We start from the raw sequence: 12101 nt of genomic DNA on the forward strand, positions 1-12101 counted from the left end.
CATGGGCCGACCCTAGCAAAGCGCCTGGAGCGGTCCGAACGAATTACCGCCCCCGGGTATTCCGCACCCGCGCTCGCCCCGTACGCAGGGTCCGGTGCCGCTGACGCCTGACGCCTGACGCCTGACGCCTGACGCCCGACGCCTGACGCCCGACGGCCTGGTGCCTTCCGTCCGGCGGCCCGCCGTCCGCGCTCGCCCCGCTACGTGCCGATCTTCCCCAGCAGGTCCACGATCCTGGACTGCACATCCGTGCTGGTCGACCGCTCCGCGAGGAACAGCACGGTCTCGCCGGACGCCAGCCGCGGCAGCTCGGCCGGGTCGATGTCCGCGGAGGTGTAGACGACCAGCGGCGTGCTGTTGAGCCGGGAGTTGCCGCGCAGCCAGTCCACGATGCCCTGGCGGCGCCGCCGGATCAGCATGAGGTCCATCACCACCAGGTTCGGGTGGATCTGGGCGGCCTTGGTCATCGCGTCGGCCTCGGAGTCGGCGTGGGTGACCTGCATCCCGCGCCGCTCCAGCGTGGCCGAGAACGCCATCGCGATCGGGTCGTGGCCCTCCACCAGCAGCACCCGCGGCGGGTGCTGCTCGCTGTCGCGCGGCGCGAGCGCCTTCAGCAGCACCGCCGGGTCGGCGCCGTACGCGGCCTCGCGGGTCGCCTGGCCGAGGCCGGCCGTCACCAGCACCGGGACCTCGGCGGCGGCCGCGGCCTGGCGCAGCGCCTGGAGCGCGGTCCGGGTGATCGGCCCGGTCAGCGGGTCCACGAACAGCGCGGCGGGCGGCTCGGCGACCTGCGCGTCGACCTCTTCGCGGGATCGTACGATCACCGGACGGTAGCCCCGGTCGGTGAGCGCCTGCCGGGTCGAGACGTCGGGCTCGGGCCACACCAGCAGGCGGCGCGGCTCGTCCAGCGGTTCCTCGTGGCGGTCGTCGGCGGCCTCGCCGGCGGGCACGTCGGTGACGTCCACCGCGCCGTTCGGCCCGTCCAGCAACTCCGGTCCCTCGGCCGCGCCTGCCGCGGGCGCCCCGATCGCGTACGACCGGCCCGGCGGCTGCGGTTGCTGCTCCTCCAGTGGCGGCACGGGCCGCAGCAGCGCGGTGTCGCGCTCGCCGCCGGCCTGGCCGCGGCCGCGCGGGTCCGGCTTGCGCACCGGGAGCTGGCCGCTGTCGGGGTCGGCCTGCGGGTGCTGGCGGGCCTGGTGCTCGCCGCCCGGGCCGGGCTGCTGGTTCGGCACCAACGGCTGCGGGCCGGGAGGCGGTTGGAGCTCCTGCGGTCCTTGCGGGTTCTGCGGCTGGGGTGCGGCGAGCCTGCGCCGGCGCCCGGAACCGCCCGCCGCGACCTGCGCGGGAAGCCCCTGCGGGTGCTGCGCCTGTACGGCCTGGGTGGGCGTCTGCTCGCGCGGGTCGGTGCCGAACGGCACGCCCTGGCCGAGGGTGCGGACGCTTATGGCCCGGCTGTGGGCCTGCTGCGACGGGTCCTGCTGCGGGCCGCCCCGGCTGCCGGGCGTGCCGTCGTGGGCACCTTGCGGGTCCTGGTGCGCGGCGCCCTGGCCACCGGCCTGCGGCCAGGAGGTGGGTCCGGGGCCGGCCGCGGGGTGGCCGGGGTGGTCGTTCGGCGCGGACGGCGGTGCGGGCGCGGGCCGTTCGGGGTCGGGCCAGGTCCGGGGGGCCGGCTGCTGCGGGGGCGCCGCCGGTTCGGGGGCGGGCGCGGGGCGCGGCTCGGCCCGCGCGGCGGGGTCGGTGCCGGGCGCGTCGGGACCCGGCTGCGGCCAGCTCTGGGCGGGCGGGCGCGGGTGACCGTTGTCCGGGGGGTCCTCCCGGTAGGGCATCCCGGGTACGGGCGGCTGCTGCGGCGCGGCTTCGAGGGCGCGGCGACCGCGGCGGCCGGTGCCGGGGGCCGGGTCCTGGCCGCCCTGCGGGTTCGCCGGGTTCAGCTGGTTGCCCGGGTTCGGGGCGCCGTCGCGGCCCGCTCCGCCGTCGGCCGGGGGCAGCGCGTTCGGGATGCGCGGCGCCGGAAGCTGCCGCAGCTCGCCGCCGCCCTCGGGGGACTGCTCCTCCACGGCCGGACGTCCCCTGCGGGCCCTGCGCCCGGTCGGCCGTACGCCCTCCGCCGGGTCGGCGCCCTCGGGTCCGCCCGGTCCGCCCGGACCGCCTGGCCCGATCTGCGGAATCTGCGGCGACGGTGACGGCGGCTGCGGCTGCGACTGCGCCTGCGGTGACCGCGCGCCGGCCTCCGGCTGCGGCTCGGCCGCGGCCTGCGGCTGGTCCTGCTGCCCGGCCTGCGGTTGCTCCTGCCCCTGCGGGTGTTCCGGACGGCCGACGGGCCGTCGCAGCGCACGCCGGCGCCCGGTCGGGGCCTCGGTCTGGTCGGCGGCCGGCGGGATCGACCACGGCGCCAGGACCGTACCGGTGTCGTCGCCGGGGTGGGGCGGCTGCGGGCCCGGCTCGGACCGATCCCCCCGCTCCGCGTCCGTCCCGCCGCCGGGTGCCGCGTGCGAACGGCGGGCAGCACGCCCGCCGGGCACCGGACCGTCGGGCCCCGCTCCCGTCGCCGCTCCCGCGGTCGTACCCGCGCCCGCGCGCGGCGCGTCGCCGTTCCCGCCGGAGTGCGCGCCCCCGCGCGAGGACGCGCCCGTACCCCTGCCGCCGGCGGCTCCGGAACCGCCTTCCGCGGCTGCCGCCCGGGCGGCGCGCACCGTGTCCGGGTCGAGGCCGAGCGGCACTTCGAGGACGTACGCGCTGCCCTGGCCCGGCACTTCGTGGGTCTGCAGCACCCCGCCGTGCCGTTCGATGACGCCGCGCGCCAGCGGCAGGTGCACCGGGTCGCCGCCGGCGCTCGGTCCGCGCACGTCGATGCGTACGACGTCGCCGCGCTGGGCCACCGCGACCACGATGGTGGAGTCCCCGGCGTACGCGATCGCGTTGCCCGCCGAGTCCACCCCCGCCACGTCGGCGACGAGGTGGGCGAGCGCCTGGGCCATCCGCCCAGGGTCCACCGACGCCTCGATCGGCGCCGCGTGCACGGCGAACTGGGCCCGGCCGGGCCCGATCAGCTCGACCGCGCCCTCGACGGCCGCGGCCACCACCTCGTCCAGGCCGATCACCGAGCGGTGCAGCTTGTCGTCGCCGCGGTCCAGCCGCTGGAAGTCCAGCACGTTGTCGATCAGGGTGGTGATCCGGGCGTATCCGGCGGAGAGGTGGTGCAGGATCTGGTTGGCCTCCGGCCACAGCTGCCCGGCCGGGTCGGCGGCGAGCCCGGTCAGCTCGGCGCGCAGTTCGGCCAGCGGTCCACGCAGCGAGGTGTCCAGCAGCGCGCGGAGCTGCCCGGTGCGGGCGGCCAGCGCGTCGTACTGGGTCCGGTCGGTGAACGTCATGACCGCGCCGACCAGTTGGTCGCCGTCGCGGACCGGCGCCGTGGTCAGGTCCACCGGCACCGCCCTGCCGTCCTTGCGCCACAGCACCTGGCCGCGTACCCGGTGCTTGCGGCCCGAGCGCAGCGTGTCGGCGAGCGGGGTCTCCTCGTACGCCAGCGGCGAGCCGTCCGGGCGGGAGTGGTGCACCAGCGGGTGCAGTTCCTTGCCGCCGAGGTCGGTCGCCCGGTGGCCGAGGATCTGCGCGGCCGACGGGTTGACCAGCACGATCTTGCCCTCGGTGTCCACGCCGACCACGCCCTCGGCCGCGGCCCGCAGGATCATCTCGGTCTGCCGCTGCTGGCGGGCGAGTTCGGCCTCGGTGTCCACGGTGCCGGACAGGTCGCGCACCACCAGCATCAGCAGTTCGTCGCCGGTGTAGTGCGGCATGCCGTCGCCGAAGTCCGCGTACGCGGTGCGGCTGTCGTCCAGGTTCGCGCTCGTCACCTGGGCCGGGAACTCCGAGCCGTCGGTGCGGCGCGCCTGCATCCGGGTCGGCTTCGTCCGGGTGTCGTCGGCCGCCGCCTCCTGCGGGCTGCGCATCGACCCGGGGATGCGCTTCGGGTCGAACGACGGCAGCAGGTCCAGCAGTCCGCGCCCGACCAGTGCCGTGCCCGGCGCCTCGAAGGTCTCCAGCGCTATCGCGTTCGCGTTGACCACCGTGCCGTTGGCGTTGACCAGCAGCAGCGCGTCCGGGAGGGCGTCCAGTATCGAGGCGAGGCGAGCAGCGCCTCTGGATGGCCTGCTGCTCACGAGACGCGTCCTCCCTGTTACCGCATGTGCTGTTACACGTGGCGCAGTACCCGGTGTGGCGCGCAGTGTCGGGCGCGGCGTCCGGACGAACTCACCTGAGTCGTACGGCGCTGTCGGCTGACGTCACGGGCGGCCCATCTTGCCGCCGCCCACCGGGCCATGTCACTAGACCGAGTGTACGGGTCGGGGTTGCTCCTGTGGCGTTGGACGGTCATGTGCCGTCACGGGGTGGGGGGTTGGGGGTTGTGTGGTGAAGGTGTGGTGTACGTCACGAAAGCGGGAACGCGGGGGTTCCGTGCCTGGCCGGCGGGGTTCCTCGCGTTCTTCGGGTTCTTCGGGTTCCGCGGGTCTTCGGGTTCCGCGTGATGTGCCGTTCAGCTTCGTACGGGGGCGGCGCCTTGGCGCGAGGCGTCGGCCACCGGGTTGGGCAGCGCCGGGACCATGCGGTTCCAGCGGGCCACCTCGCAGCCGTTCGTCCTGCGGTAGGACTCCCGCACCGCCTGTCCCTGCCAGACGCCGGTCACCCGGGCGGACTGCGGGCCGCCGTAGATCATCGAGCACATCTGGCCGGAGGGTACGGCGGGGACCGGGCCGCCGATCTCGGCGAGGTGAGCGCAGGCGGTGGTCGGGTCGGGGCCGGGTGCGGGCACCGGAGTGGGTGCGGGAGCGGGTGCCGGGGCGGGGTCGGGTGCGGGTGCCGGAGCAGGAGCGGGTGTCGGGGAGCAGCTCAGCCGGTAGCTGCGGGTGTGGCCCGCGCCGTCGTCGTACGCCACGTCCAGGCTCGTGCCGGGCTGTTCCGAGGTCCAGATGGCCGGCACCGAGTGGGGGGACACCGAGGCGATCGGGTCCGGTGGCCGGTGCGACGGCCGGTGCGGCGGGTTCCCCGAGCCGTACGCGACGCCCGTCAGCGCCGCGGTCAGTACGGCCGCGCCGGTCAGCGCCGTGGCGCCCGGGCGGGCGAGGCGGGCCCATCGGGCGGGCCGAGCCGGTCGGGCGGGCCGGAGGGGGGCGAGCGGCGAAGAGTGCATGCCCTTCTCCTACCGCCGGCCCGCTCCTCCCCCCGGCCAACCACCCCTTCGTGGGCGCGTCCAGGGACCCGCCGACCGGCCAATCCCTTTGCTCTGCCCGGTCGCGGCCTTGTACCGTACTCTCGGATTGGTCGCAGCCCTCCCGGCTGTGCCATCATTTCCCCACGCGCCCGCTCACCCGGGCACGTACCAGGAGGCGTCGCCTAGTCCGGTCTATGGCGCCGCACTGCTAATGCGGTTTGGGCTTTACCGTCCATCGAGGGTTCAAATCCCTCCGCCTCCGCCACCTCTCCCGGAGCCCCGCCGTCCCACCACGGCCGGGGCTCCTTCCTTTTCCCGCACCTCCCCCCGGGCTCCCGTCCCCCGGGCGCCCCACCTCTCCCGCGCACCTCCTCCACACCTTCCCCCCACCACCCGCACCCCCCACGGCGCCGCGTTTCCCCAGCTCACCGCCCCTCTCCCTTATCGATTTCACCTCCCGCGCCCCCTCATGTAATGTTGTTCCCGCGACGCCGACCGGCCCCGAAAAGCCGCGAAGCCCCCCGCACTCGTAGCTCAACGGATAGAGCATCTGACTACGGATCAGAAGGTTGCAGGTTCGAATCCTGCCGAGTGCACAGCAGGCCAGAGGCCCCGTGGATCACTCCACGGGGCCTCTGACGTTTGTCTCGACGGCGCGCTTCGACGGCAGCCGCCTCACCAAGCGGGCGCGGGGTTCCATGGCCGGCAACGCGGCATCTGGAGTACGTCCTCCTCGTGACGCTGCCGGGCATGCACGCGGGAAGGGCGTTCGAGTCCCCGACGTGATTCCTCCCGCTGGTGCCATCCCGACCGGGCGAAGCCGAGCAGGCGGACAACCGCTGATCCCGGCGGACGGAAGGCGCCATCCCGTGGCGCCGGATCGAGCGGACCACCCGTTGCCACGCGGGGTCGTGGCTGCGGGCGGGCGGAGTCGCCGACGCTTGTTTTCAAAAGCCTCACAACTCCTCTGCGAGCTCTGACGTTTCAGCTGTTACGGTCATGCGCCTGCCCTTCGCGCGCAGAACGTGGACATGCCGGCGGCCTTCGGCTGCGAAGTCAGCACAGGGAGACCGCGGATGGACTACTGCTACACGTGCCAACGGATACTCAACGGTGTGCTGGTGTGCCCGGGTTGCGGCGCCTACGCGACCGAGGCGGAGTCGACCGCCGCCATGGCCGGTGGACCGCGCGACGGCGCGTACCCGACCGGTCACCTCCGCCGCACCGAGCCGAGCGGTTTCCAGCCCGCGGGGTACTCCGCGGCGCCGGCCCCTCTGCCGGAATACGTGCCCACCGGCTACGCCGACCCGGCCCCGTACACCTCCACCGGGTTCAGCCCGGCCGCGGCAGCGGAGACCGAGGAGGAGCCGGCGGCGGAGTCCGTGCTCGGGCCCGCGTCGATCGCGCCGACGCTGCACCGGGGTCGCGCGGCCCGGCGCCGCCAGATGGCACGGTGGAAGAAGAGCAGGCGCCGTGCGGGCGTTGCCACCGCCTTCGCGCTGTTCAGCGGCGGCGTGACCGTGGCGTCGATGCACGCCCACGGCAAGGGCGGCGCGACCACCGCCTCGTCCGACACGGTGGCGCCGGTGAACCTGCGGACCCAGACCTCGCAGGACGGCGGGCCGTCCTCGGTGTCCCCGCAGCAGGCGGGGACCCCCGCGCACCACGCCACCGCTTCGCAGCAGCGGAACGCCGCCGGCACCCCGTCCCACCCGACCGCGCAGGCCACCCACACGGTGACCGACAACGCCGGCGCGGTGCGCATCTCGGACGGCTCCCCGACCGGGCAGACCTCCGTCCAGCACAGCCGGACCCCGCAGACGTCCACCACCACAGCTCCGACGACCGGCGACTCCGGTACAGGCACGAGCGGTTCGACGGGCACGAGCGGTTCCACGGGCACGACGACCACGGGTGGAAGCACGGGCACGACCGGAGGCGGCACCACCGCCACGTCCCCACCGACCGGCTCCACCCCTTCCACCCCGCCGACCACCACCTCACCGACGACGCCGGCCCCCCAGCAGGGCCTGTGCATCCTGATCCTCTGCATCGGTTGAGCTGATCCGAGGGTTGCAGGTTCGCACCCTGCCGAGTGCACAGCAGGTCAGAGCCCCGCCCGGGTCACCCGGAGCGGGGCTCTTTCGTTCCGTACGGCAGCGAAGTGCGGCAACGGGCCCGGTCGGAGCCGGGGGCCGGCCCGGGAAAGCGGTCGCCCGGGTGCCGGCGCCGTGGAGTGATCCAGGAAGCCCTTGGTGCTCGGGGTGGGGCTCAGACGGGCGGTGTGATGTGGGTGGTGGTGAGGTGCTGGTCGAGGAAGGCGGCTGTCAGGTGGGACTCGGCCTCGACGGCGCAGCGTTCGCGCCGGGTCAGGACATCCATCTCGCGCTCTCCTCAGGCCGCCGCGCGTTCCGTGGTGGGGCGCCGCCGCCGGTCGGGAACGGTGAGTGAGGGCGGCTGGTAGGCGACGTCGACCGGGCCGAGGTCGGTGCCCGGTGGCACGATCTCGTCGATCCGGTCCAGCACCTCGTCGTCCACGACGGTCGAGGCGCCCGCCAGCAGGTCGTCGAGCTGGTCGAGGGTGCGGGGACCGATGATGGCCGAGGTGACGTCGGGGTGGGCGGTGGCGAAGGCCAGGGCCAGGTGGGTCAGGGACAGGCCGGCGTGCTCGGCGAGGGGGATCAGCCGCTCGACGGCGTCGAGCTTGCGGGGGTCGGTCAGGTGCGCGGGCACCCAGCGCATGCGGGCACTGCCGCTCGGCGCGTGGGCTTGGCGATACCGGCCGGTGAGCAGGCCCATGGCCAGCGGGCTCCACACGAGCACGCCCATGCCGAAGTGGCGTGCGACGGGGAGGACTTCGCGTTCGATGCCCCGGTTGAGGACGGAGTAGGTCGGCTGCTCGGTGCGCAGCCGGTGCAGTCCGCGCCGCTCGGAGACCCAGTGGGCCGAAACGATGTCGCTCGCGGGCAGGTTGGAGGAGCCGAACGCGCGGACCTTGCCGGCCCTGACCAGGTCGGTGAGCGCGGACAGCGTCTCCTCGATGTCGGTGCCCGGGTCGGGGTGATGGATCTGGTACAGGTCGATGTAGTCGGTGTCCAGGCGGCGCAGCGAGCCTTCGACCGCCTTGGTGATCCAACGGCGCGAGCTGCCGCCGTTGTTGGGTCCCTCGCCCATGGGGCCGTTGAACTTGGTCGCCAGGACCACGTCCTCGCGACGGCCCTTGAGGGCGCGGCCGACGATCCGCTCGGCCTCGCTGTACCCGTAGACGTCCGCCGTGTCGACGAAGTTGATGCCGCCGTCCAGAGCCCGGTGCACGATGCGGGCGCACGCGTCGTGGTCGGGATTTCCGTTCGGGCCGAACATCATGGTGCCCAGGCAGTAGGCGCTGACCTCGATGCCGGTGCGGCCGAGCGGGCGCATGCGCATGACCGTGTCCACTTTCTGTACGTGCCGATGTACGTGCCGATGTACGTGCCGATGGGGCGACGTGGAGGGCGGCGGGTGTGGCGGTCAGCCGGTGTAGGGCGCGGTGACGTCCAGGACCCAGGTCACGCCGAAGCGGTCGGTGAGCATGCCGTACAGCGGCGCCCACGGCGCGGGCTCCAGCGGGCGCAGCACGGTCGAGCCGTCGGCCAGGCGCTGCCACAGGGCGCTGACCTCGTCGGTGTCCTCACCGCGCACGGACACGAAGAACGGGTTGGCGCCCGGCTCGTACGGCATCGCCGAAGGCACGTCGTAGGCCATGACGTGGAAGCCGTCGTCGGCGGACACCTCGCCCCACATCACCCAGTCCGCCTCGCTCTCGTCCTGGACGTTGCCGGCGTCCTTGTAGGTCACGGCGGCGGTGCGCCCGCCGAAGACGGACCGGTAGAAGTCCAGCGCTTCGCGGGCCGAGCCGCGGAAGTTCAGATGCGTGGTGGTGGTGACGGACATGGGCTGCTCCTCGCCTGGGTGGGTGCCGGGATGTGCGCACGGACAAGCCGCACGGACAAGCGCACGGATGCGCGCCGGCCGGGGCGACCGCGAAGCGGCGGCGTGAGAAGCCCTGCTCCGCGGTTCGGTATCCACCGTCGCACCAGTAGAGGACAGGTGGTGTCCGCTACTGCGGCCATCATGGAGACATGCAGAAGACGTCCTCGCGCCTCCTCACCCTGCTCTCCCTGCTCCAGGCCCGCCGGGAGTGGAGCGGCGCGGACCTGGCCGAGCGGCTGGAGGTGACCGTGCGTACGGTGCGCCGCGACGTCGACCGGCTGCGTGCGCTGGGCTATCCGGTCGCCGCGGCCAAGGGACCCGCCGGCGGATACCGCCTGGAGCCCGGGTCGCACCTGCCGCCGTTGCTCTTCGACGACGAGCAGGTCATCGCGCTGGCGGTCGCCCTTCAGACCACCGCGCACCGCGCGCTCGCGGAGGACGCCGGCCGGGCGCTCGCGACGATCCGGCACGTGCTGCCCCCGCGCCTGCGGCAACGCGTCGACGCGCTCCACGTCACCGTGGCCGGGCCGCCTGGGCCGCCTGGGTCGGCTGGACCGTCTGGACCGGAGACCTCGGCGCCGGCCGAGGACCTGGAGGTGCTCACCGTGCTGAGCGCCGCGATCCAGCGCCATGAGGAACTGCGCCTGGACTACGCCCCGCACCGCGACGCCGCACCGCAGCGGCGCCGGGTGCAGCCGCACCACATCGTGGCCTGGCGCACCCGCTGGTACCTGCTGGCCTGGGACCTCGACCGCGACGACTGGCGGATCTTCCGCACCGACCGCCTGACCCCCCGCGCGCCGACGGGCCCGCGCTTCGCCCCGCGCCAGGTGCCGGGCCACGACGTCTCCACGTTCGTCGCCGGCCGGTTCCGCGGGTCGGACGGCACCGGCGCCGCCTGGCCCTGCCAGGGCGAGGTCGTCATCGACCTCCCCGCCACGAAGGTCGCCCCGTACGCCGACGACGGCACGGTCGAACCCCTCGGCCCCGCGCGGTGCCGGCTCGTCGCCGGGTCCTGGTCCTGGACCGCCCTCGCCGCCGGCCTGGGCCGCTTCGACGCGGACCTGCACGTCGTCGGACCGCCGGCCCTGCGGCGAGCCTGCGCCACGCTCGCCCGGCGCTACGCGGGTGCCGCGGCCCCGTACGCCGAAGGCCCCGCGGACGAGCCCGCGTAAGGAGCCCGACCCGGCCCCGACCCGGCCCCGACCCGGCCCCGACCCGGCCCCGACCCGGCCCCGACCCGGCCCCGACCCGGCCCCGACCCGGCCCCGGGTCAGGCCGGATCAGCCCGGGTCAGTGGGGAATGGCGAGGATGATGTCGGCGGCGCCCTGCCGGAGGAGGTCCGCGGCGGCGCGGGCGCCGAGGGTGGCGGGGGTGTCGGTGGAGCGGGCGGTGAGGTGGGTGTGGACGGAGGTGGAGCCGTCGGCGGAGAAGACCATGCCGCGCAGGGTGAGCGCTCCGTCGGGCGCGGTGGTGCAGTGGCCGGCGATGGGGCTGTTGCAGTGGCCGCGCAGGTCGCGCAGCATGGCGCGTTCGGCGGTGATCTCGGCCGTCGTCCGCTCGTGGTCGAGGCGGGACAGCAGGCCGGCGGTGGGGCCGTCGTCGTGGCGGCACTCCAGGCCGAGGGCGCCCGAGCCGACGGCCGGGAGGATCTCCTGGACGGTGAAGACCTGGCGGCCGCGGTGGGTCAGCTCCAGCCGGGCCAGGCCGGAGGACGCGAGGATCATGGCGTCCGGCCGGCTGCCGGTCTGCTTCCTGCCGTCGAGGGTGTCGATGCGGGTGCCGACGGCGCCTCGTACCCGGACGACGTCGAGGTCCGGGCGGAGCCGGTGGAGTTGGGCCTTGCGGCGTACGGCCGAGGTCGCCACGGTGGCGCCGGCCGGGAGGTCGTCGAGGGTCCGCAGCTCGGAGCCCTCGGGGAAGAGGAGGACGTCGCGGACGTCGTCGCGCGGGAGGTGGGCGGCGAAGACCAGGCCCTCGGGCAGCGGGGTGTCGCCGGGGACGTCCTTCACGCAGTGGACGGCCAGGTCGACCTCGCCGCGCTGGAGCATGACGTCGATCTGCTTGACGAACAGGCCCTTCCCGCCGAGCTTGGACAGGTCGCCGTGCCAGCGGTCCGCCTCGGTGGTGACGGGCACCAACTCGACCTGGAGACCCGGCTGTTCCTTGCGCAGGAGGTCGGCCACGAGGTTGGCCTGGGCCAGCGCCATCGGTGAACTACGGGTGCCGATCCGCAAGGTCCGGTCGGCCGGGAAGGTGTTCATGGGGCCAGTCCTCTCGTTCCGGCTCCTACGGTAGAGGGTCGGCCGGTCGCGCCGGGGCTGCCCCCGGGCACGGTACGTCGCCGAGATCGCCGAACCTGCGGACCTCCGGCGCCAGCACGGCCATCGCCGTGGCCAGCCGGACCGGATCGAGGTCGCTCAGGGTGGTGCCGCGCCCGAGCCGCACGACGCCCCGGAAGGCGGCGGCGTCGCCGGGGTCGACCTGGGTGGCGAGGTAGGCGTCCAGCTCTTCCAGACCGGGAACCGGGGGAAGGGCGGGGACCGGACGGGCGGCGCGGCGGTGCACCGTCAAGCTGCTGGTGCGGCCCCAGAAGTGGTCGTCGCCCGACCAGTCCACCGCCACGACGTCGGCCCAGGGCACGAACTCCGGTGCGCGGAGGGGCAGGAGGCGGTGGAGCGTTATGCCCCGCTTGTCCACCCGGACGGCCTTGCGGCGACTGGAGCAGACCGCCGCGGTCCACAGCGCGAACGGGCTGAACACCAGCTCGATGTGGTCCAGGTCCGGGGGTTCCACGTGCGGGAGGAAGCCCACCCCGATCAGCAGGGCCGTGACCGCGAACCAGCTCGCTCCGGCACGTGTCCAGCCGTGCCGGACGACGTACGCCCCGGTGAAGCCCCCCATGGCCACCACGATGGC

The 12101-nt window shown here is 74.6% G+C and carries 8 protein-coding genes and 2 tRNA genes; 4 read left to right on the top strand and 6 right to left on the bottom strand.

The features are described from left to right. Nucleotides 1-200: 200 nt before the first annotated feature. On the bottom strand, nucleotides 201-4160 hold the full coding sequence (locus ACIPAE_RS09880; protein WP_402444128.1) for a PAS domain-containing protein: 3960 nt from the start codon (nucleotides 4158-4160) through the stop codon (nucleotides 201-203). A 374-nt stretch (nucleotides 4161-4534) separates the two neighbouring features. Further along, a complete protein-coding gene (locus ACIPAE_RS09885) occupies nucleotides 4535-5188 on the bottom strand; it encodes an SSI family serine proteinase inhibitor (protein WP_402444130.1) in 654 nt (217 codons plus the stop codon). Nucleotides 5189-5380: 192 nt separating this feature from the next. On the opposite strand from ACIPAE_RS09885, the gene ACIPAE_RS09890 reads away from it, so the two are divergent. The 3 genes from ACIPAE_RS09890 to ACIPAE_RS09900 all read left to right on the top strand — a co-directional run bounded on the left by ACIPAE_RS09890 (nucleotide 5381) and on the right by ACIPAE_RS09900 (nucleotide 7269). After that, nucleotides 5381-5474 (top strand) — tRNA-Ser (locus ACIPAE_RS09890). 258 nt (nucleotides 5475-5732) lie between these two features. Next, a tRNA-Arg gene (locus ACIPAE_RS09895) sits at nucleotides 5733-5805 on the top strand. Between the two features lie 480 nt (nucleotides 5806-6285). Then, nucleotides 6286-7269, top strand: coding sequence for a hypothetical protein (locus ACIPAE_RS09900; protein WP_402444132.1), 984 nt, complete (start codon nucleotides 6286-6288; stop codon nucleotides 7267-7269). Between the two features lie 334 nt (nucleotides 7270-7603). Here ACIPAE_RS09900 and ACIPAE_RS09905 read toward each other — a convergent pair whose 3' ends face one another. Together ACIPAE_RS09905 and ACIPAE_RS09910 are read right to left on the bottom strand one after the other, a co-directional pair. Then, a complete protein-coding gene (locus ACIPAE_RS09905; protein ID WP_402444134.1) occupies nucleotides 7604-8635 on the bottom strand; it encodes an aldo/keto reductase in 1032 nt (343 codons plus the stop codon). A gap of 84 nt (nucleotides 8636-8719) precedes the next feature. Then, complete coding sequence (locus ACIPAE_RS09910; protein WP_328466411.1) at nucleotides 8720-9142, bottom strand: VOC family protein; 423 nt, start codon at nucleotides 9140-9142, stop codon at nucleotides 8720-8722. Nucleotides 9143-9330: 188 nt separating this feature from the next. Between ACIPAE_RS09910 and ACIPAE_RS09915 the strand changes: the two genes are divergently transcribed. Continuing rightward, nucleotides 9331-10356 (top strand): helix-turn-helix transcriptional regulator, encoded by a 1026-nt coding sequence (locus ACIPAE_RS09915; protein ID WP_402444136.1) that lies wholly within the window; start codon nucleotides 9331-9333, stop codon nucleotides 10354-10356. Between the two features lie 118 nt (nucleotides 10357-10474). Here the strand turns inward: ACIPAE_RS09915 and hemC are convergent, their stop codons facing one another. Together hemC and ACIPAE_RS09925 are read right to left on the bottom strand one after the other, a co-directional pair. Next, the gene (gene hemC / locus ACIPAE_RS09920) at nucleotides 10475-11446 is read right to left on the bottom strand and encodes a hydroxymethylbilane synthase (RefSeq protein WP_402444138.1); all 972 of its coding nucleotides are present in this window, start codon (nucleotides 11444-11446) and stop codon (nucleotides 10475-10477) included. A 25-nt stretch (nucleotides 11447-11471) separates the two neighbouring features. Further along, nucleotides 11472-12095: a hypothetical protein gene (locus ACIPAE_RS09925; RefSeq protein ID WP_402444140.1), complete on the bottom strand. Its 624-nt coding sequence runs from the start codon at nucleotides 12093-12095 to the stop codon at nucleotides 11472-11474. Between the last annotated feature and the right edge of the window lie 6 nt (nucleotides 12096-12101).

Source organism: Streptomyces sp. NPDC087270 (assembly GCF_044744625.1).
In the GTDB taxonomy this organism is placed as follows: Bacteria; Actinomycetota; Actinomycetes; order Streptomycetales; family Streptomycetaceae; genus Actinacidiphila.

What these genes read in the sequence shown, in the direction of transcription:
- ACIPAE_RS09885 (WP_402444130.1), bottom strand. Translation starts at nt 5,188, where the DNA reads ATGCACTCTTCGCCGCTCGCCCCCCTCCGGCCCGCCCGACCGGCTCGG.
- ACIPAE_RS09900 (WP_402444132.1), top strand. Translation starts at nt 6,286, where the DNA reads ATGGACTACTGCTACACGTGCCAACGGATACTCAACGGTGTGCTGGTG.
- ACIPAE_RS09905 (WP_402444134.1), bottom strand. Translation starts at nt 8,635, where the DNA reads ATGCGCATGCGCCCGCTCGGCCGCACCGGCATCGAGGTCAGCGCCTAC.
- ACIPAE_RS09910 (WP_328466411.1), bottom strand. Translation starts at nt 9,142, where the DNA reads ATGTCCGTCACCACCACCACGCATCTGAACTTCCGCGGCTCGGCCCGC.
- ACIPAE_RS09915 (WP_402444136.1), top strand. Translation starts at nt 9,331, where the DNA reads ATGCAGAAGACGTCCTCGCGCCTCCTCACCCTGCTCTCCCTGCTCCAG.
- hemC (WP_402444138.1), bottom strand. Translation starts at nt 11,446, where the DNA reads ATGAACACCTTCCCGGCCGACCGGACCTTGCGGATCGGCACCCGTAGT.